At 57.0% G+C, this 18,693-nt stretch carries 18 protein-coding genes and 1 other RNA gene; 11 read left to right on the top strand and 8 right to left on the bottom strand.

The window, feature by feature from the left end; genetic code table 11:
- Positions 1 to 60 precede the first annotated feature (60 nt).
- The gene (locus RT197_RS10545; RefSeq protein ID WP_312950113.1) at positions 61 to 1,761 is read right to left on the bottom strand and encodes an SgrR family transcriptional regulator; all 1,701 of its coding nucleotides are present in this window, start codon (positions 1,759 to 1,761) and stop codon (positions 61 to 63) included.
- Positions 1,762 to 1,863: 102 nt separating this feature from the next.
- Between RT197_RS10545 and cof the strand changes: the two genes are divergently transcribed.
- A complete protein-coding gene (gene cof, locus RT197_RS10540) occupies positions 1,864 to 2,682 on the top strand; it encodes an HMP-PP phosphatase (protein ID WP_312950110.1) in 819 nt (272 codons plus the stop codon).
- A gap of 42 nt (positions 2,683 to 2,724) precedes the next feature.
- Here cof and RT197_RS10535 read toward each other — a convergent pair whose 3' ends face one another.
- Positions 2,725 to 3,771, bottom strand: a complete 1,047-nt coding sequence (locus tag RT197_RS10535) for a PLP-dependent cysteine synthase family protein (RefSeq protein WP_312950108.1) — start codon at positions 3,769 to 3,771, stop codon at positions 2,725 to 2,727.
- Between the two features lie 115 nt (positions 3,772 to 3,886).
- On the opposite strand from RT197_RS10535, the gene RT197_RS10530 reads away from it, so the two are divergent.
- The 5 genes from RT197_RS10530 (at position 3,887) to amtB (ending at position 9,807) form a co-directional block, all read left to right on the top strand.
- Complete coding sequence (locus tag RT197_RS10530) at positions 3,887 to 4,345, top strand: Lrp/AsnC family transcriptional regulator (RefSeq protein WP_312950105.1); 459 nt, start codon at positions 3,887 to 3,889, stop codon at positions 4,343 to 4,345.
- A 48-nt stretch (positions 4,346 to 4,393) separates the two neighbouring features.
- Positions 4,394 to 6,157: a SmdA family multidrug ABC transporter permease/ATP-binding protein gene (locus RT197_RS10525; protein ID WP_312950103.1), complete on the top strand. Its 1,764-nt coding sequence runs from the start codon at positions 4,394 to 4,396 to the stop codon at positions 6,155 to 6,157.
- Complete coding sequence (locus tag RT197_RS10520) at positions 6,150 to 7,928, top strand: SmdB family multidrug efflux ABC transporter permease/ATP-binding protein (RefSeq protein WP_312950102.1); 1,779 nt, start codon at positions 6,150 to 6,152, stop codon at positions 7,926 to 7,928. The genes RT197_RS10525 and RT197_RS10520 overlap by 8 nt, the downstream gene beginning before the upstream one ends.
- A 222-nt stretch (positions 7,929 to 8,150) precedes the next feature.
- Positions 8,151 to 8,489: a P-II family nitrogen regulator gene (glnK, locus tag RT197_RS10515; protein WP_025861672.1), complete on the top strand. Its 339-nt coding sequence runs from the start codon at positions 8,151 to 8,153 to the stop codon at positions 8,487 to 8,489.
- Positions 8,490 to 8,520: 31 nt separating this feature from the next.
- On the top strand, positions 8,521 to 9,807 hold the full coding sequence (amtB, locus tag RT197_RS10510; protein WP_312950100.1) for an ammonium transporter AmtB: 1,287 nt from the start codon (positions 8,521 to 8,523) through the stop codon (positions 9,805 to 9,807).
- Positions 9,808 to 9,849: 42 nt separating this feature from the next.
- Here amtB and tesB read toward each other — a convergent pair whose 3' ends face one another.
- The gene (gene tesB / locus RT197_RS10505) at positions 9,850 to 10,710 is read right to left on the bottom strand and encodes an acyl-CoA thioesterase II (RefSeq protein WP_312950098.1); all 861 of its coding nucleotides are present in this window, start codon (positions 10,708 to 10,710) and stop codon (positions 9,850 to 9,852) included.
- A gap of 324 nt (positions 10,711 to 11,034) precedes the next feature.
- Here tesB and RT197_RS10500 point away from each other — a divergent pair, with 324 nt between their 5' ends.
- Positions 11,035 to 11,604 (top strand): YbaY family lipoprotein, encoded by a 570-nt coding sequence (locus RT197_RS10500; protein WP_312950096.1) that lies wholly within the window; start codon positions 11,035 to 11,037, stop codon positions 11,602 to 11,604.
- A gap of 34 nt (positions 11,605 to 11,638) precedes the next feature.
- Here RT197_RS10500 and RT197_RS10495 read toward each other — a convergent pair whose 3' ends face one another.
- The 3 genes from RT197_RS10495 to RT197_RS10485 all read right to left on the bottom strand — a co-directional run bounded on the left by RT197_RS10495 (position 11,639) and on the right by RT197_RS10485 (position 14,736).
- The gene (locus RT197_RS10495; protein ID WP_312950094.1) at positions 11,639 to 11,950 is read right to left on the bottom strand and encodes an MGMT family protein; all 312 of its coding nucleotides are present in this window, start codon (positions 11,948 to 11,950) and stop codon (positions 11,639 to 11,641) included.
- 123 nt (positions 11,951 to 12,073) lie between these two features.
- Positions 12,074 to 13,510: a Na+/H+ antiporter NhaC gene (gene nhaC / locus RT197_RS10490; protein ID WP_312950091.1), complete on the bottom strand. Its 1,437-nt coding sequence runs from the start codon at positions 13,508 to 13,510 to the stop codon at positions 12,074 to 12,076.
- Positions 13,510 to 14,736, bottom strand: coding sequence for an aminotransferase class I/II-fold pyridoxal phosphate-dependent enzyme (locus RT197_RS10485; protein ID WP_312950088.1), 1,227 nt, complete (start codon positions 14,734 to 14,736; stop codon positions 13,510 to 13,512). Before RT197_RS10485 ends, nhaC begins: the two co-directional genes overlap by 1 nt.
- A gap of 461 nt (positions 14,737 to 15,197) precedes the next feature.
- Between RT197_RS10485 and RT197_RS10480 the strand changes: the two genes are divergently transcribed.
- The 4 genes from RT197_RS10480 to RT197_RS10465 all read left to right on the top strand — a co-directional run bounded on the left by RT197_RS10480 (position 15,198) and on the right by RT197_RS10465 (position 16,419).
- Positions 15,198 to 15,425, top strand: coding sequence for a helix-turn-helix transcriptional regulator (locus tag RT197_RS10480; protein WP_312950470.1), 228 nt, complete (start codon positions 15,198 to 15,200; stop codon positions 15,423 to 15,425).
- A gap of 173 nt (positions 15,426 to 15,598) precedes the next feature.
- An RNA gene (gene ffs / locus RT197_RS10475) (signal recognition particle sRNA small type) lies at positions 15,599 to 15,695 on the top strand.
- 263 nt (positions 15,696 to 15,958) lie between these two features.
- Positions 15,959 to 16,207 (top strand): hypothetical protein, encoded by a 249-nt coding sequence (locus tag RT197_RS10470; protein WP_312950087.1) that lies wholly within the window; start codon positions 15,959 to 15,961, stop codon positions 16,205 to 16,207.
- Complete coding sequence (locus tag RT197_RS10465) at positions 16,204 to 16,419, top strand: hypothetical protein (RefSeq protein ID WP_312950085.1); 216 nt, start codon at positions 16,204 to 16,206, stop codon at positions 16,417 to 16,419. The genes RT197_RS10470 and RT197_RS10465 overlap by 4 nt, the downstream gene beginning before the upstream one ends.
- A 131-nt stretch (positions 16,420 to 16,550) precedes the next feature.
- On the opposite strand, the gene RT197_RS10460 is transcribed toward RT197_RS10465, so the two are convergent.
- Both RT197_RS10460 and RT197_RS10455 read right to left on the bottom strand, forming a co-directional pair.
- On the bottom strand, positions 16,551 to 17,096 hold the full coding sequence (locus RT197_RS10460) for a flavin reductase family protein (protein ID WP_312950083.1): 546 nt from the start codon (positions 17,094 to 17,096) through the stop codon (positions 16,551 to 16,553).
- Positions 17,093 to 18,649 carry an EAL domain-containing protein gene (locus tag RT197_RS10455; protein ID WP_312950080.1) on the bottom strand — a complete coding sequence of 519 codons (1,557 nt, stop codon included), beginning with the start codon at positions 18,647 to 18,649 and terminating at the stop codon, positions 17,093 to 17,095. The genes RT197_RS10460 and RT197_RS10455 overlap by 4 nt, the downstream gene beginning before the upstream one ends.
- Positions 18,650 to 18,693: the final 44 nt, after the last annotated feature.

Here is an 18,693-nt window from a genome sequence, read left to right as displayed (position 1 = left end):
TCTTTCCAGTAATAACCTAAAAACCTATGGTAACGTCTCGCGCCTGTGGCGACCAGTCCTTCATGATCCAGCAACGGGTAGCCACGCGGCGGAAAAATCAAACCAGCCGCGCGCGTTAAGGCGAATGCCGTTCACCCCCGGCGGGGCGCTGATCCGGTACTGGTAATTAAACAGCGGTGTGAGAATGGCGCGCTCCATCAGCGTGTTGAAAACACTCTGGAGCGCGGCGCCGCGTGCTGGATCGTCCTGATGCTGCTGGGCGTCGTCGAGGGTACGCTGTAACCGCGCGAACTGGCTGGCAGAAAGCAGGGCGGGCCAGAGCGCATCGCAGCGCAGCCACTGTTCCAGCGTGTATTCTGCCGACTCGCCGATCAGCCTGTCGCCCATGATCAGATCCGCGTTTGCCAGATCGCCACAGCCTTCCCAGGTTTTGGCATCGAAAAAAATCAGCGTCAGCTCGCAGCCCTGTTCGGCCAGCGCGGTTTTAAGCTGTTCCGCCATCGTATGCAATTCCACCGGCAAATGGTAAAGCAGCGTCAGGGTCGGCGGCAGCGGCGTCGTAAGCTGGGCCGAGCCGGGAGGGATCGCCCAGCCGGGCAGCAATTCCTCGCTGGGGGTAATTAAGTCATCATCCAGCGGCAGGGTCTGAAGCAGCGACGTGGCATGGATCAGGTCGATCACCTGCCGCGCCTGCGCCTCGCTCAGCCGTTCACTTTGACGCAGGGCGAGGTAGCAAAAACCGAGGCTGATACTGTTACTCACCAGTCTTAACTGGCCCAGTTCCTGCGGCTCGCCGATGGCAATCTGCACCGGATGGCGGCAGCTGGTGCCCAGATTTTGTTCAAAAAGCTGCGGGGTGATCCAGTATTCAATCGCTTTTAACAGGGGATGGGTCAGGTGATAGCGATCGTGATTTTCCAGCCGCACCAAATCCGGCTCAAAAATCTTCAGGCAGAACGGGCCGGTGCCGATGGCGGGATGTTCAGGATGCGCCAGTACGCTGCAATAGCTGGCCAGCCGGTGCGCCAGCCAGTAATCGGGGCGGTGCAGAATAAATGTCAGGCTTCGGGCGTGGGTGACTTCAATGTGTTTGACGCTGGCAAAAAGCCTGCGCAGCGCGGGCTGGGTCAGCAGCATCAGCAATCGCGCCTGCAACTGTTCGGTGGCGACCGCGTCGCCATTGTGCCACCAGAGCGTTGAGCGAATGGAGAACTGCCAGCGCAGCCCGTCCTGCGAAACCGTCCAGTGATGCGCCAGATCGCCCTGGGGCAGCGGCGAATCCGGCATGAACCGGGTCAGGCCGGAAAAAATTTGCCCGGCCAGGTGTTGCTCCGCCCGGCCCGGTAAAAAGCCGGGATGCAGCGGTTCCAGCGGGCGGTAGTAGGGGATGCGCAGGGTCGGCGTGTCGTTGTGCCATTGCCCGCCAAGAAAGGGATTCAACAACGCGCGCAGTTCAACCGGGGCCAGTTGCGCCAGCTCCAGCGCCGCGTGCTGCTGCCCTTTATGCAGGGCCAGCTCCATCATCTGATTGCGCAGCGCGGCGGGCGAAACCAGAAAGGTCAGCACGCCGCGCTTGCCGCGCCCGGATTGTGCCTGCCAGTTCAGCCAGCCCGCCTCCTGAGCCTGGCGCAGCAGGGTACGCATATGGCGTTCGCTGCAAAAACAGCGTGCCGCCAGTTCTGCGATGGTGACTGACTGGCACGCTCCGGTGGAAGGTTGCCAGAGACGCTGATACTGATTAAGTCGGTTGAGCAGGCGCATAAGAAACCCGGAACAATATTCATCAACTATTCACTATTACTTCCGTATATCTCAGCGGATACTGGAGGACAAGAGAAATTCATTACTTACCGGGAAATACCTATGGTCAGACTCGCTGCATTTGATATGGACGGCACGCTGTTAATGCCGGATCACCGTCTGGGAGAGAAAACCCTGGCGGCCCTGCGACGCCTGCGCGAGCGCGACATTACGCTGACCTTTGCCACCGGGCGTCACGCGCTGGAAATGCAGCATATTATCGGCAATCTGGCGCTGGACGCTTTTCTGATCACCGGTAACGGCACCCGCATTCACTCACTGGAAGGGGAGGTGCTGCACCGTCAGGATTTAGATCCCGCCGTGGCGGAGCGCGTGCTGCACGGCAACTGGCAGACCGACGCCAGTATGCACATTTTCAACGATGACGGCTGGTTCACCGATAAAGAAATTCCGCTGTTACTCCAGGCTCACGTTTTCAGCGGCTTTCGCTATCAGATCTGCGATCTGCGGCGCGTTTCGCCGCCTGAAGTCACAAAAATCTGCTTCTGCGGCGAGCATGACGATCTGTGCCGTTTACAGTTTCAGCTTCAGGATGCGCTCGGCGAGCGCGCGCACCTGTGCTTTTCCGCTTTTCACTGCCTGGAAGTTTTGCCGACCGGCTGTAACAAAGGCGCGGCGCTGAGCGTACTCAGCCAGCACCTCGGTATCATGATGCAGGAGTGCATGGCATTTGGCGATGCGATGAACGACAGCGAAATGCTGTCCGGCGTCGGCCACGGGCTGATTATGGGCAATGCCATGCCGCAGCTGATTGAGGGATTGCCGCATCTGACGGTGATCGGGCACTGCCAGACGCAGGCTGTTTCGCACTATTTGACCCACTGGCTGGACACACCCAACCTTCCTTATTCCCCCGAATAGCAAGCGTTGTTCCGGCAAGCCAGACTTCGCGTCTGGCTTTTTTTAATTCACCAGCCGGGCAATTTCAGCTTTCCACGGTGCCACATCGCCAATATTGTCCTGCACCCACTGGGCGTTGTAATAGGTGTCCAGATAGCGTTCGCCGCTGTCACAAAGTAGCGTGACTACCGCTCCCGTCTGACCCGCATCGCGCATTCTGGCGGCAATGTTCAGCGCACCCCACATATTGGTCCCGGTTGACGCGCCGACTTTACGACCCAACTGGCTTTCCAGCCACTGTGCGGTGGCAACGCTGGCGGCGTCCGGCACGCGCAGCATCTCATCCACCACATCCGGTATAAAGGACGGTTCCACGCGCGGACGACCGATACCTTCGATTTTGCTGCCGACGGCGCTGCGGATCTCAGCGTTACGCGTTTGCCAGTAGTCCATAAATACCGAGTTTTGCGGATCGACTACCACCAGCCGGGTATCGTAGCCCTGACAGCGGATGTAGCGTCCGATAGTTGCCGAGGTGCCGCCCGTCCCGGCGCTCATGACAACTGCGGCAGGGACCGGGTGCGGCTCGTTTTTCATCTGGCGAAAAATGCTGTCGGCGATGTTGTTATTGCCGCGCCAGTCGGTAGCCCGTTCGGCGAAGGTGAACTGATCCATATAATGCCCGTTCAGCTCGCGCGCCAGCATTTCAGAGGCGGCATAAATTTCGCAGGCGCTTTGTACGAAGTGGCAACGCCCACCGTAGAATTCAATTTGCTCAATTTTGCGCTTCGCGGTGCAGGACGGCATCACCGCAATAAACGGCAGCCCCAGCAGGCGGGCAAAGTAGGCTTCAGAAACCGCCGTCGATCCCGACGAGGCTTCAATGATCGGCGTCCCCTCTTTGATCCAGCCGTTGCACAGCGCATACAGAAACAGCGAGCGTGCCAGGCGGTGCTTCAGGCTGCCGGTCGGATGCGTGCTTTCATCTTTCAGATACAGCGGAATGCCCGCAAACCCCGGCAGGGTGAGGCGGATAAGGTGGGTATCGGCAGAGCGTTGGTAATCAGCGTTGATTTCGCTGATAGCGTGATTGATCCAGCTACGGTTCATGAGCGTTTTCCGTTTGTCATTTTGTGCCCAGATTAGCGAATAGCACGGAAAAAATTGTTGCTATTTACCCTTTAAATTACAATTGAAAGAGAAATTTATTCTCCCGGAGGCGGCGATGTTAGATAAAATTGACCGTAAACTGCTTTCATTGCTGCAACAGGATTGCACCCTGTCTTTGCAGGCGCTGGCAGATGCCGTTAATCTGACCACCACTCCCTGCTGGAAGCGGCTGAAAAAGCTCGAAGATGACAAAGTGCTGATCGGCAAAGTGGCGCTGCTGGATGCCGAAAAGCTGGGGCTGGGCCTGACGGCGTTTGTGCTGATCAAAACCCAGCACCACAGCAGTGACTGGTATAATCAACTGGTGACGGTGGTGACAGAAATGCCCGAAGTGCTGGGCGTCTGGCGGATGGCGGGCGAGTACGACTACCTGATGCAGGTGCAGGTCGCGGATATGAAACGCTACGACGATTTTTATAAACGGCTGGTCAGCCGCGTGCCAGGCTTATCTGACGTCACATCAAGCTTTGCGATGGAGCAAATCAAGTATACGACGGCGCTTCCCATCGACTAATTTCCCGGCATTTTCGCCGGGCCAGGCAGGAACTCAGGATTTTATCGCGTGCGATTATTTGCTCAACTAGGCTGGTACTTCCGTCGGGAGTGGCGACGCTATCTCGGTGCGGTCGCCCTGCTGATTATCATTGCTATTCTGCAACTTATCCCGCCAAAAGTGGTGGGGATCATCGTTGATGGCGTCACGCAGCGGCACTACAGCGCAACGCAGGTGCTGATGTGGCTGGGTTTAATGGCGCTGATTGCCGTGGTCGTCTATCTGCTGCGCTACGTCTGGCGCGTGCTGCTTTTCGGTGCCTCTTATCAACTCGCCGTTGAGCTGCGGGAGGATTATTACCGTCAGCTCAGCCGCCAGCACCCGGAATTTTACCTGCGCCACCGCACCGGGGATCTCATCGCCCGCGCCACCAATGATGTCGATCGGGTGGTTTTCGCCGCCGGGGAAGGGGTGCTGACGCTGGTGGATTCGCTGGTGATGGGCTGCGCGGTGCTGATTGTGATGTCCACGCAAATCAGCTGGCAGCTCACCCTGCTGGCGCTGGTGCCGATGCCGGTCATGGCGCTGATGATCAAACGCAACGGCGACAGCCTGCATGAGCGCTTCAAGCTGGCGCAGGCGGCATTTTCCTCGCTTAACGACCGTACTCAGGAGAGCATGACCAGCATCCGCATGATCAAAGCGTTTGGTCTGGAAGATCGCCAGTCGGCGATGTTTGCCGCCGATGCTGCCGATACCGGCGCGAAAAACATGCGCGTGGCGCGTATCGACGCGCGTTTTGATCCCACCATTTACATTGCTATTGGCACGGCAAACCTGCTGGCCATCGGCGGCGGAAGCTGGATGGTGATCAACAACGTCTTAACGCTGGGTGAACTAACCAGCTTTATTATGTACCTGGGGCTGATGATTTGGCCGATGCTGGCGCTGGCGTGGATGTTTAATATCGTCGAGCGTGGCAGCGCCGCTTACAGCCGGATCCGCGCGCTGCTTGCCGAAGCGCCGGTAGTCAACGACGGCAGCGAAACCCTGCCGCCGGAGCGCGGCACGCTGGATGTCGCCATCGGCCAGTTCCGCTACCCGCACGCGGCGCAGCCCACCCTGACGCAGGTTAATTTTACCCTCAGGCCCGGACAGATGCTGGGCATTTGCGGCCCGACCGGGGCCGGGAAAAGTACCGTTTTAGCGCTGATCCAGCGCCACTTTGACGTCGATGAAGGCGATATTCGCTTTCACGATATTTCCCTCTCGCGGTTGCAGATCGATAACTGGCGCAGCCGCCTGGCGGTGGTCAATCAAACCCCGTTCCTGTTTTCCGATACCGTCGCCAGCAATATTGCCCTCGGCAAGCCCGGCGCGACGCAGGAGGAAATTGAACAGGTGGCGCGGCTTGCCAGCGTGCATGAGGATATCCTGCGCCTGCCGCACGGCTACCAGACTGAAGTCGGCGAGCGCGGGGTGATGCTTTCCGGCGGGCAGAAACAGCGGCTGTCGATTGCCAGGGCGCTGCTGCTGGATGCGGAGATCCTGATCCTCGACGACGCGCTGTCGGCGGTGGATGGGCGCACCGAACATCAAATCCTCCACAATCTGCGCCAGTGGGGCACCGACCGTACGGTGATTATCAGCGCGCATCGTCTCTCCGCACTCACCGAAGCCAGCGAAATCATTGTGATGCAGCACGGGCATATCACCCTGCGCGGCGATCACGATCAGCTTGTCGCCCGGCCCGGCTGGTATCGGGATATGTATCGCTATCAGCAACTCGAAGCGGCGCTGGACGACGAGCCAGAGGAGGCCATCAATGCGTAGTTTTGGACAATTATGGCCGACGCTGAAACGTCTGCTGGCCTATGGATCTCCGTGGCGTAAACCGCTGACCATCGCCGTGGTGATGATGTGGATTGCGGCGATTGCCGAAGTCAGTGGCCCGCTATTGATCAGCTATTTCATCGACAATATGGTTTCGAAGCGCTGGCTGCCGCTGGGGCTGATTAGCGGCCTGGCTGCCGCCTACGTCGGATTACAAATTCTCGCCGCGTGGCTGCATTATTCCCAGTCGCTGCTGTTTAACCGTGCGGCGGTGGGCGTGGTGCAGCAGTTGCGCACCGATGTGATGGATGCAGCGCTGCGCCAGCCGCTCAGCGCTTTTGATACCCAGCCGGTGGGCGAACTGATTTCGCGCGTCACCAACGACACCGAGGTGATCCGCGACCTCTACGTCACTGTCGTCGCCACCGTGCTGCGCAGCGCGGCGCTGGTCGGCGCAATGCTGGTGGCGATGTTCAGCCTCGACTGGCGAATGGCGCTGGTCGCGATCACCATTTTCCCGGCGGTAATGATCGTCATGCTGATTTATCAGCGTTACAGCACGCCGATTGTGCGACGGGTGCGCGCCTGGCTGGCTCAAATCAACGATGGCTTTAACGAAGCCATTAACGGTATGAGCGTGATCCAGCAGTTCCGCCAGCAGGCCCGTTTCGGCGAGCGAATGCGCGAGGCCAGCCATGCGCATTATCTGGCGCGAATGCAGACCCTCAGGCTGGATGGTTTTCTGCTGCGCCCGCTGCTCAGCCTGTTCTCCGCGCTGATCCTCTGCGGGCTGCTGATGCTGTTCGGCTTTACCGCCGTCGGCACCATTGAAGTGGGCGTGCTGTATGCGTTTATCAGCTATCTGGGGCGTCTTAATGAACCGCTGATCGAGCTGACGACGCAGCAGTCGATGCTGCAACAGGCGGTGGTCGCCGGAGAGCGCGTGTTTGAACTGATGGACCGACCGCGCCAGTCCTACGGCACGGACGATCGGCCGCTGGGCAGTGGGGCTATCGACATTGAGCATGTCTCTTTTGCCTATCACGAAGATCGGCTGGTCTTGCAGGACATCACGCTTAACATCCCGTCCCGCAGCTTCGTGGCGCTGGTAGGGCACACCGGCAGCGGCAAAAGCACGCTCGCCAGCCTGTTGATGGGCAACTATCCGCTGACTGACGGTGAGATCCGCCTGGACGGTCGTCCGTTGGCCTCGCTCAGTCACGCCACCCTGCGCCAGGGTGTGGCGATGGTGCAACAGGACCCGGTGGTGCTCGCCGATACCTTCCTGACCAACGTGACGCTGGGGCGCAATATCAGCGAAGAGGCGGTCTGGCAGGCGCTGGAAACCGTCCAGTTGGCGGATCTGGCGCGCAGTATGAGCGACGGTATACATACGCCGCTCGGCGAGCAGGGCAATAATCTTTCGGTCGGGCAAAAACAGCTGCTGGCGATGGCGCGGGTGCTGGTTGAGACGCCGCAAATCCTGATCCTCGACGAAGCCACCGCCAACATTGACTCCGGCACCGAACGCGCGATCCAGCAGGCGCTGGCCGCCGTGCGCGAGCGCACTACGCTTGTAGTGATCGCCCACCGCCTGTCCACTATTGTGGAAGCGGATACCATTATGGTGCTGCATCGCGGGCAGGGCGTGGAGCGCGGAACGCATCAGCAGCTTCTCGCTGCCAAAGGCCGCTACTGGCAAATGTATCAGTTGCAGCTTGCCGGGGAAGAGCTTCAGGCCAGCGCGCATGAGGGATCTCTTTCCGCCTGACGCACTATTTTCAGGCACCGGGATCTGCTGGTGCAATAATCGGACGCATCATGCACCAGCATGGTGCGTTTTTTTTGACCTGTCACAATCTGAACCCCGGTCACACTTTTTCCCGCCAGCCAATCCGCCATTGCGACGCTTCCGATCATTCCTGGCACGCCGCTTGCTTTATCTCCTGCGTATGAAATGCGGCCTTGACTGAATTCTGACTGGAGGGGATCTATGAAGCTGGTAACAGTGGTAATCAAGCCATTTAAACTCGAAGACGTGCGCGAGGCGCTCTCTTCTATTGGTATTCAGGGGCTGACCGTGACCGAAGTGAAAGGCTTCGGACGCCAGAAAGGACATGCCGAACTGTATCGCGGTGCGGAGTACAGCGTTAACTTTCTGCCGAAAGTGAAAATTGATGTGGCTATCGCTGACGACCAGCTCGACGAAGTGATCGACATCATCAGCAAAGCGGCCTACACGGGAAAAATTGGCGACGGCAAAATTTTTGTCGCTGAGCTGCAACGCGTTATTCGCATTCGTACCGGCGAAGCCGACGAAGCGGCACTCTGACTCCTGGCACACAGTGATAGGGAACAAAAAAATGAAGATAGCAACGATGAAAACAGGTTTAGCCGCGTTGATGCTGGCCCCCGGTCTGGCGATGGCTGCGCCAGCGGTGGCAGATAAAGCAGACAACGCTTTTATGATGATTTGTACTGCGCTGGTGCTGTTTATGACCGTGCCGGGGATCGCGCTGTTTTACGGCGGCCTGATCCGTGGCAAAAACGTCCTTTCTATGCTGACCCAGGTCACCGTCACCTTCGCGCTGGTCTGCGTGCTGTGGGTGGTCTACGGTTACTCGCTGGCGTTTGGCGAAGGCAACAGCTTCTTCGGTAACTTTAACTGGGCGATGCTGAAAAATATCGAGCTGACGGCGGTGATGGGCAGCTTCTACCAGTATATTCATGTCGCGTTTCAGGGCTCGTTTGCCTGCATTACCGTCGGGCTGATTGTGGGCGCGCTGGCGGAACGTATTCGTTTTTCCGCGGTGCTGATTTTTGTGGTGGTCTGGCTGACGCTCTCCTACGTGCCGATCGCCCACATGGTGTGGGGCGGCGGTCTGTTGGCTTCGCACGGCGCGCTGGATTTTGCAGGCGGGACGGTGGTGCATATTAACGCCGCTATCGCCGGGCTGGTGGGCGCGTATCTGATTGGTAAACGCGTGGGCTTCGGCAAAGAAGCCTTCAAGCCGCACAACCTGCCGATGGTCTTTACCGGCACGGCGATCCTCTACGTGGGCTGGTTTGGCTTTAACGCTGGCTCTGCGAGCGCGGCTAACGAAATCGCGGCGCTGGCTTTCGTTAATACCGTGGTTGCCACGGCGGGTGCAATCCTCGCCTGGGTCTTCGGCGAGTGGGTTACGCGGGGTAAACCTTCTCTGCTGGGTGCCTGTTCCGGGGCGATTGCCGGGCTGGTTGGCGTAACGCCTGCCTGCGGTTACATCGGTGTCGGCGGTGCGCTGATCGTCGGGATCGCGGCAGGTCTGGCAGGGCTGTGGGGCGTGACCATGCTGAAACGTCTGCTGCGGGTGGACGATCCTTGCGATGTGTTCGGTGTTCACGGCGTTTGCGGTATTGTCGGCTGTATCCTGACCGGCATCTTTGCGGCGACCTCACTGGGCGGCGTGGGTTATGCGGAAGGCGTGACGATGGGTCACCAGGTGCTGGTGCAGCTGGAAAGTATTGCGATTACTATCGTCTGGTCTGCGGTCGTGGCCTTTATCGGCTACAAGCTGGCGGATATGACCGTCGGTCTGCGCGTCCCGGAAGAGCAGGAACGCGAAGGGCTGGACGTCAACAGCCACGGCGAGAATGCGTATAACGCATAAGATACGTTAATCATTTCCCCCTCCCCGGAGGGGGAAATGTGACTAACCCCGGTTACGCATTACCCCTTCCTGCACGGTAGACGCTACCAGCACCCCATCCTGAGTATAAAATTCCCCGCGTACAAACCCGCGCGCGCCAGAGGCAGACGTGCTTTCCACGCTATAAAGCAGCCAGTCGTTCAGACTGAACGGGCGGTGGAACCACATGGAGTGATCAATGGTTGCCACCTGCATTCCTTTTTCCAGAAAACCGACGCCGTGCGGCTGGAGCGCTACCGGTAAAAAGTTGAAATCCGACGCATAGCCCAGCAAATACTGATGCACCCGCAGATCTTCCGGCATCGCGCCGTTAGCGCGCATCCATACCTGGCGAGTGGGTTCGGCAACGTGGCCTTTTAACGGGTTATGGAATTCGACCGGGCGGATCTCCAGCGGTTTATCACTGAGGAATTTGTCTTTCACCTGCGGGGGAAGCAGATGCGCCAGCGAGCGGGCAATATCAGTTTCTGATTTCAGTTCGTCCGGCGCGGGCGCGGGCGGCATGGTTTTCTGATGCTCATAGCCGGATTCCGGTGCCTGGAAAGAGGCCGTCATATAAAAAATCGGCTTGCCGTTTTGTATTGCGGCAACGCGGCGCGCGCTGAAGCTGTTTCCGTCGCGCAGCACTTCGACGTCATACACAATCGGTTTCTGGCTATCGCCGGGGCGCAGAAAGTAGCTGTGAAAAGAATGCACCAGCCGATCTTCGGGCACGGTTTCTTTGGCGGCATACAGCGCCTGACCCACTACCTGACCGCCAAAAACCTGGCGCAGACCTAAATCTTCGCTCTGGCCGCGAAAAAGTCCTTCTTCAATTTTTTCCAGATTTAATAATGTCAGCAAATTGCTTAGCGCCTGACTCATAGTTTTCCCCAGTTAATAAAAAGCGGTCGTGGTTACAGGCTGATTATACCCGTCATACTTCAAGTTGCCTGTGCGTTGGCTGCACTCACTTACCCCAGTCATAGCTCCCGGGGCTTCCCTCGCTTGCCGCCTGCATCCGATTCGAATTATTTAGGGTATTTAACTCAGAATAGCAAGTGGTCGGACGGGTGCAAAAATCTGATTAACGGCCTGATTCCAGGCAAAAATAAGTGACATGTGCCACACTTAACCTCGTTGTCTTTCAGTTAACCACTCATCTGGTGGGAATCTATCTCGCAGTGCATAGCGTATAAGGAGAACGTAATGAAAGTCGTGCACATGTTAAGTGGTATTGCCGTAGCGGTTGCTCTGTCGGCCTGTGCTGATAAAAGCGCAGATATCCAGACGCCAGCGCTAAACCCAAATACTTCTGGTGTCGCCTCTAAGTCTGTCATACAGCAGCCAAACGTTTCTGGTACGGTGTGGATCCGTCAGAAAGTCGCTTTACCGCCTGATGCGGTGCTTACCGTGACGGTTTCTGATGCTTCGCAGTCTGATGCGCCATCGAAAGTGATCGCGCAGAAAGCGGTTCGTACTGACGGTAAACAGCCGCCGTACAGCTACATCCTGCCGTTTAACCCGGCGGATATTCAGCCGAATGCCCGCATTCTGCTGAGCGCCGCGATAACGGTTAAAGACAAACTGGTCTTTATTACTGATGGTGTGAAACCGGTTATCAATCAGGGTGGGACGAAAGTCGATCTGACGCTGGTTCCGGTGCCGCAAACCGCCGTACCGTTGCAGTCCAGCGGTGGTGCAGCGACGACCGTGCCGTCAACGTCGCCGACGCAAATTACCCCGTCGGGCGCGACGCCCGCACCAACCCAGTTCTGATGTTAACGCCCTCATCCTTACGGGTGGGGGCGATTTAGTACCGCCATCGATAATGCTGTAAATCAATCTGCCCGTTCCCCGACACCTGCACACCCTCTGCCAGCAACGCCTGTCTTTGCCGCTGAAGATCCGGTCCGGTTAATGAAATCGCCCCGTGACGGTTAACCACCCGGTGCCACGGCAGCGTCGAGCCTTCCGGTAAGCGCTTAAGCACGCCGCCAACCTGTCTTGCCGCACGCGGTGATCCCGCCAGCCGCGCCACATCGCCATAGGTCGTGACGTAGCCTTCCGGGATTGAGGAAACAATCTGCCAGACGCGCTGCGGGAATGAGTCTTCAGGATCCATAATGCGTTCCTTAGTGTGGAGGGGAATAGCATAAACGGTGCGGGGAAGCGTGGGAAGATAAGGTGGTGTAGCCTGAATGACGGGGAAGTTATTTTCCCCGTCATGAGTGCGGCTTGCGGTTAATTAAGCGGGTTGGGTGACATAGCGGGTGCCAAAACTCGTCCAGCGGGGAATGATGGCAAAGATAATGGCTAACGCCAGGCATGACAGATTAAACAGCACATACGGCGCGTAATCCATCGTCGCCACACCGAGGGTTTTTGCCATAAACATCCCGGATATCGTCCACGGAAACAGCCCTTCCAGCAGGGTGGCCCCGGATTCCATCGCCCGCGACATATTGACCATATGGAGTTTTTTCTCCCGGTAGCAGGGGTCATACATGCTCTTGATGATAAAGAAGCTGATCACCGCATTGCCGGTGCAGGCCACCAGGAGCGAACTGGTGCCGATAGTGGCGAGGATCGTTCGCGTAACGGTGTGGAGCTTCTTCACCAGCCTGCTGAGGATCACCGCCAGGGCACCCGATACGTCCAGCGCCGAGGCGAATATAAATGCACACAGCATGACCACAATCGGGCCGGTCATCGAGTACATCCCGCCCCGGTTCAGCAGCACATTAATATTGTTGGCCGTGGCCTCGTCCAGCGCTATCGTCTGTATGCCAGGCAGCATCTCCGATTTAAAGCCGTTGATGGCCGCACTGATAATGTCGGGAAGCGTAATGGCCTGAAACATCACTGCCAGCACGATGCTGGACAGGGCCGAGGCAACCAGCACAATCACCGAGTCCCATTTTTTGATAGCACCCACAAAGACCAGCAGCGCCGGGCAGAGCAGCAGCGGGCTTAGCCAGAACAACTGCGACAGCGCCAGTTTCATCACCGCAATCGCCGCCATCTGCCCATCGGTGCCGCTCTGGAGGTGACTGCCCAGCACATAAAATCCGCCGCAGGCAATAGCAAAAGCGGGCAGGGCGGTATAGAGCATATTGCGGATGCTCTGGTACAGGTCAGCCCCGGCGGCAATAGCGGCCATGTTGGTGGTGTCGGAGAGCGGCGAGAGTTTGTCGCCGAAATAGGCTCCCGATATCACAGCGCCTGCGGTCACTGGCAGCGACACGTTCATCGCCGAGGCGACGGCCATCAGCGCCACGCCGATGGTGCCCGCCGTTCCCCATGAGGTGCCGGTAAAGGTGGAGATGCAGACCGTGACCAGAAACGCGGTCAGGTACAGGTACGCCGGATTGATGGCGGCCAGCCCGTAATACACCATCAGGGGAATAGTGCCGGAAACCATCCAGCAGCCAATCAGCATCCCGATGGACAGCAGGATAAGAATGGCTGGCACCGCATCTTTAATTTTCCCCACCAGGGCTTTCATCACCTTATTCCAGCCTCCGCCGTAGTAACGGGCGTAGAAACAGGTGACGATGGTGATGCAGATTAACGTGAACTCGACCGGATAATTCAGCAGGCCGATACCGGCGGCAAAGAGAATAAAGATCACCGCCAGCAGACCGAGGGCGGAACCGAATGACGGCGCTTTTTGGGCATCCATTATTCTTCTCCTTGCTGCAGATCCGCGATGGCGGTAAAGGCCGCGTCGAGGTCGGCGATCAGCAGCGCCGGGCTTTCCTGGCCGACAGACAAGCGGATCAGGCCGGGGGCGATATTGTCAGCGGCAAGCGCCGACGCGTTGTCGCCCCGGTTGGGGGAGATAATCAGGCTTTCATAGCCGCCCCAGCTACAGCCGATTTTAAACACCCGGCAGGCGTCGATAAACCGTTTCACCCGCGCAAAATTGCCGTCGCGAATTTCAAAGGAAAACAGCCCGGAAAATCCCAGCATCTGTCGGCGGATAAGCGCCTGCTGCACCGGCGTTGCCAGACTGGGATGGCGGATATTGTCCACCTCCGGGCGGGTTTTCAGGTACTCAATCACCTGCAACGTATTCTCCTGATGGCGCTGCATCCGCACCGGCAGGGTACGCAGCCCTCGTAACAGCAGCCAGGCGGCGAACGGCGACAGCACCGCGCCCAGTAGCTGGTGGGAGAAATCGCGGATGGCGGTCATACGTTGGTGAGAGGTGATCACCGCCCCGGCGATTAAATCGCTGTGACCGCCGAGATATTTGGTACAAGAGTGAATAACGATGTCGAAGCCGAGCGTCAGCGGCTTTTGAAACAGCGGCGTGGCCCAGGTGTTATCGATAACGGTGGTAATATTGTGCGCCCTGGCAAGCGCAGCGATGGCCGTCAGGTCAACCATGTTCATGGTCATGGTGCCGGGGGACTCGGTATAAATGACGCGCGTATTGGGTCTGATATAGCGGGCGATCTCCTCCGTCGTGCCTGTTAGCGCCAGGTCATAGCGGACGTTGAATCTGTCTGCCATTTGTTTGACCAGCGCCAGAGCCGGGCCATAGACATTGTTGGCGAGGATAATATGATCCTCGCTGCGCAGGTTAGCCATCAACACCGCGCTGATGGCCCCCATCCCTGAAGCAAAACAGCGGCAGGCTTCGCCGCGCTCAAGCCTTGCCAGCTTCTCCTCCACCATCTGGACCGTCGGATTTAACCCGCGCGAGTAAATATAGCGATCGGCCTCATGCTGCATATCATCGCAGTAGGCCTGGTAGTTTTTCTGCACAAACAGGCTGGTCTGGATAATGGGTGGACTGACCGCCCCAAAGTAGCGCTCATGCGGCTCATCCAGCCCGGAACAGGCCAGATTATCGTCGGTGGCAAAATCCGCGTTTTTAAGAAGCATATTGCTGATTTCCATAGTTAATTCCCTTTTATGTAGCGTATGGCAGGCCGGGCGACGCGTAGCGGTGCCCGCAGGCGTTCTGCGCCTGTAAATTTTTGATCGTGATAAACGTGAAAGGCTTAAGCCGTACGCGCGGGGCGTGGCGGCCCGGTTTTCACGGTGAGGATGAAATGCGGAAGACAGGCGGCAGGGAAGAGGGTTAACGGACACTCTCCTGCAGCCGTCAGGGAGACGGGCATTGGTGGCTCAGTGGGCATAAACAACTCTCCTTTCAGGCGGCGTTGGTTAATGCGTCCTGTCACTCACGGCGCGGGGCGTAATGCCCCGGAGTCAGGGGGTTCTTTTGGGGGAGCGGGTATCAGCCTGGTGGGGCTTTCCGTTTACCTCTACCCTTTAAAGCGGGGCGATTATCCCGTTTTGGGATAATCCTGTAAATGGCTGATATTCGATTTTGGGATATATATCGGATCATACCTATGTCATCTATTTATTCTGATGAATATCAGTTGGTTATAAAAATCCTCCGCAACGCAAGGCGTGAAAGGGGGTTGACGCAGGCAGCGGTCGCTTCTCAGTTGGGAAAAAAACAGTCGTTTGTCGCAAAAGTTGAGGGAGGAGAGAGGCGGCTGGATATCGTGGAGTTCGTGCATATCTGTCGCTTATTAGCTATCGATCCGTGCGTGATTCTCAATGAAATGAAATAGGCGATTGAGTCTCTGCCCTGGCGGGGGGCCGTGCCTGCGCGGTGCCGGACTGGCGATGACGCTGCCTGGCCTGCGCAATAAACCAGCATCCGGTTGCCCCTGGCTTGCAATTGCCGACCACAGCAGTGATAATGCGCCTGCGCGTTGGTTAACAACGCTCTCAATGGGGGCTCTGTTGGTTCTCCCGCAACGCTACTCTGTTTACCAGGTCAGGTCCGGAAGGAAGCAGCCAGAGCAGATGACGTGTGTGCCGGGATGTAGCTGGCAGGGCCCCCACCCAATTCTGCAAAGCCATTTTTCCGCGTCAAACCGGTTTCTTCATCACTTCAAAACTGTCGCGCCTTCAGATTATTTATTTCTTAATCCGGTAATCATATTTTATTGTCACGGAAACGCAGTAAATCCTTCATCCTTTTGTCATAAAAGCCCGGCAGAATAATAATGGGATTAGATTTCGGGATAAAGCATTCAGATAATTTATCTACCCAACGATAACTCACTTTTTATATTACCTGCCACGGGAAGCGTTAACCATGACCCATGTAGTCCTGAATGTCAAAATTGATGAAACGCTTAAAGACAGGCTTCGTCAGTACGCAGAAGCAAATAATGAAAACTTAAGCACGACCACGGAAAAGCTACTGATCACGGCATTTGACGTCGTTGATGATGCGGATATCCAGGAAGATGACATCGACAGTCAGCACACTGAAGAAGAGCCATCCCCGCTGACTTCTAAAGAAATCAAAGCATTACGAAAAATCCTCAAGAAGAAAAAATGAAACCACAAACGTCGGTAGCGCGAAATTATAAAGAGGCCTGCGAGTTGCTACGCTCCGGGAATGTGAAACAGGTTCGTCTTAACTGGAATGTGGGTAGCGATGAGTTTTTTCGTATTGCGTCAGACTGGTGCGATACCGGCGCAAAAATTAAAAAAGAGGGCGGCAGTTTTATTATCTCGCTGAAGGGATTCCCCATTCCTCCCCAGTTATAATACTGCGTCATTAAAGTGAAATTATTCACGGCGATAATGACCGCAATAAGAAAGCGATATGACCACCTCATCTTGTACAGGGAAGAAATTTAAGGCGGGCCGTGAGGTCCGCCGTTATTTTATTTGCTGATTCAGGATACTTTGGTGAATAACTTCTGGCGATTGATCACCTCGCCGTCGGTGCGGAACTTCCCGTCCCCCGCGTAGTGCAGGGTCTGTGGCCATGCGGGTCTGGGATTCACGCGGGCAGCCACCACTTCAAAAATAAAAAAGTTATAGCGATCGACCATCGCATCGTCGTACAGCCGACACTCAAAATTACCGTGACATTCCGCGATCGACGGCGCGCTCACCTGCTCGCTTTTCTCTGCCGTCAGCGAAAAGGCCTCAAACTTCTCGGTGTCGTCGCCGCTACAGTTGCCGATTTTTGCCACCGTATCCGCCATCGCTGCGTCCGGCAGATTGATGACGCATTCGCCGCTCTGACGGATCAAATCAAAGCTGGCGTTGCCCGCTGAAATCATGCAGCCCACCAGTGACGGCGAGAACGCCAGAATGGTGTGCCAGCCCAGGGTCATGATATTTTGTCGATCCTGCCAGCGGCTGCTGATCAGCACCACCGGACCCGGCTCCAGCCAGTGCCGGACATCCTCTAATGGCCAGTTTTGCTTTTTCATGAAGACGATCTCCTCTCGGCCCATTTAATAAACGATTGTTTATCAAGCGCTTTACTGTAAAGCCAGCCCTGACCGTACTGCACGCCGTGTTCACGTAGCCAGGACGCCTGCTGTGGCGTCTCAATACCTTCCGCCACCATTTCAAGGTTAAGCGTTTTTGCCATCTTTATGATGTACGGCGTGACATTTTTGTACTCCAGCGCGTCGATAAAGGATTTATCGATTTTCAGCAGATCGGCCTCGATCTCCTGCAAATAGCTCAGGCTGGAAAAGCCGGTGCCGAAATCATCAATGTATATCGCGTGACCGCTCGCCCGGTAGCGCGCAATGAACGGCGCGCTGATCTCAGGGTCGGCAAAGCTGCGCTCGGTCAGCTCAAGCGCAATCTGGGCTGGCTGAACCTGCCAGTGTATGAGCTGTGCGGCCAGCAGCGTTGGCAGGGAAGGGGAGATCAGATCGCTGGCGGCGATATTAATTGAAATGTGCCGGTGCGGGTGCTGGTGCAGCCATTCGCCCAAATCCGCGAAAACCTGTTCAATAATCAGCTCGGTAAGCGGCGCCATCAGGCCAGTCTGTTCGGCCAGCGCGATAAAAATATCCGGCGACAGAAACGAGCCGTCGGGCTGCTGCCAGCGGGCCAGCGCTTCAGCGCCCACCAGCTCGCCGCTGTTCAGCGACATAATCGGCTGATAATGTACCGTGATATCCCGCGAGCGGATCGCATCCTGCAAACGCTGGCGCGGCGACTGAAGCCGCCTCTGGAGCCGCAGGATCAGCCAGGCCGCCAGCAGGCTGATGGAGCCGCCGAAGGGTAGCCAGTACAGCAACTGCTGCCGCCAGTATTCATCCAGCGGTACGGTGGAAGCCCAGGTCACGGTGGCAATATTCAGATCCGGGTAACGGGTGACATGGTACAGGATGTTGTTCTGGCGAAACTGTGTCTGGCCCGTGCGGGCCGCCTCCTGCCAAATACCGTGGGCAAGCGGACTGCTGCTGGCAATCAGCAAATGACTTTTCACGCCGATTAGGGCGACGTTGATAGGCCAGGAGCCATAAGGCACGACATCAATTAATGATTCCGGGTCAATCATCACCACGTAGCGGGCGCTGCCCAGCGCGACCATATTTCGCTTGATCCCCAGATCGCTTTGCGCGGTATACCAGAAACGATAGCCTTTTGGTGTCATCGCCAGCGGCGGGGAAAACGCTTCGCCTGTGCTCGTGCCTTCGAGCGACGAGCAGAGCGGTTGCAGCCCATTCATGAAGAGGATTTCCTGAACATAACGCCGCGTATAGGCGACGCGGCGCATTTCCAGCAGGTGCCGCCCGCTACAGGAGGTGGACTGAAGGATCTCCAGATTCTGTAACGCGTCTTCAGCCTGATCCGCCACTCTTTCGGTACGCAGCAGCACCCGCGAGGAAAAGCTTTCCAGCTCGCGGTTAAAAGCTTGTGAGGCGTGTCGCTGCGCCATCCAGACGCTCAGGCTGACCGGCAGGAGGGCGGTGAGGATCAGGAGGCCGGAGATCGGGACGATCAGATACCGGGATCGCATAATGGTTCTTCTTTAACGGAGATAAAAACAGGTATCCTGAAAGG

Source organism: Superficieibacter sp. (genome assembly GCF_032071645.1).
Taxonomy (GTDB): domain Bacteria; phylum Pseudomonadota; class Gammaproteobacteria; order Enterobacterales; family Enterobacteriaceae; genus Superficieibacter.
This window is presented reverse-complemented; position numbering and strand designations above follow the sequence as displayed.

What these genes read in the sequence shown, in the direction of transcription:
- RT197_RS10545 (WP_312950113.1), bottom strand. Translation starts at nt 1,761, where the DNA reads ATGCGCCTGCTCAACCGACTTAATCAGTATCAGCGTCTCTGGCAACCT.
- cof (WP_312950110.1), top strand. Translation starts at nt 1,864, where the DNA reads ATGGTCAGACTCGCTGCATTTGATATGGACGGCACGCTGTTAATGCCG.
- RT197_RS10535 (WP_312950108.1), bottom strand. Translation starts at nt 3,771, where the DNA reads ATGAACCGTAGCTGGATCAATCACGCTATCAGCGAAATCAACGCTGAT.
- RT197_RS10530 (WP_312950105.1), top strand. Translation starts at nt 3,887, where the DNA reads ATGTTAGATAAAATTGACCGTAAACTGCTTTCATTGCTGCAACAGGAT.
- RT197_RS10520 (WP_312950102.1), top strand. Translation starts at nt 6,150, where the DNA reads ATGCGTAGTTTTGGACAATTATGGCCGACGCTGAAACGTCTGCTGGCC.
- glnK (WP_025861672.1), top strand. Translation starts at nt 8,151, where the DNA reads ATGAAGCTGGTAACAGTGGTAATCAAGCCATTTAAACTCGAAGACGTG.
- amtB (WP_312950100.1), top strand. Translation starts at nt 8,521, where the DNA reads ATGAAGATAGCAACGATGAAAACAGGTTTAGCCGCGTTGATGCTGGCC.
- tesB (WP_312950098.1), bottom strand. Translation starts at nt 10,710, where the DNA reads ATGAGTCAGGCGCTAAGCAATTTGCTGACATTATTAAATCTGGAAAAA.
- RT197_RS10500 (WP_312950096.1), top strand. Translation starts at nt 11,035, where the DNA reads ATGAAAGTCGTGCACATGTTAAGTGGTATTGCCGTAGCGGTTGCTCTG.
- RT197_RS10495 (WP_312950094.1), bottom strand. Translation starts at nt 11,950, where the DNA reads ATGGATCCTGAAGACTCATTCCCGCAGCGCGTCTGGCAGATTGTTTCC.
- nhaC (WP_312950091.1), bottom strand. Translation starts at nt 13,510, where the DNA reads ATGGATGCCCAAAAAGCGCCGTCATTCGGTTCCGCCCTCGGTCTGCTG.
- RT197_RS10485 (WP_312950088.1), bottom strand. Translation starts at nt 14,736, where the DNA reads ATGGAAATCAGCAATATGCTTCTTAAAAACGCGGATTTTGCCACCGAC.
- RT197_RS10480 (WP_312950470.1), top strand. Translation starts at nt 15,198, where the DNA reads ATGTCATCTATTTATTCTGATGAATATCAGTTGGTTATAAAAATCCTC.
- RT197_RS10470 (WP_312950087.1), top strand. Translation starts at nt 15,959, where the DNA reads ATGACCCATGTAGTCCTGAATGTCAAAATTGATGAAACGCTTAAAGAC.
- RT197_RS10465 (WP_312950085.1), top strand. Translation starts at nt 16,204, where the DNA reads ATGAAACCACAAACGTCGGTAGCGCGAAATTATAAAGAGGCCTGCGAG.
- RT197_RS10460 (WP_312950083.1), bottom strand. Translation starts at nt 17,096, where the DNA reads ATGAAAAAGCAAAACTGGCCATTAGAGGATGTCCGGCACTGGCTGGAG.
- RT197_RS10455 (WP_312950080.1), bottom strand. Translation starts at nt 18,649, where the DNA reads ATGCGATCCCGGTATCTGATCGTCCCGATCTCCGGCCTCCTGATCCTC.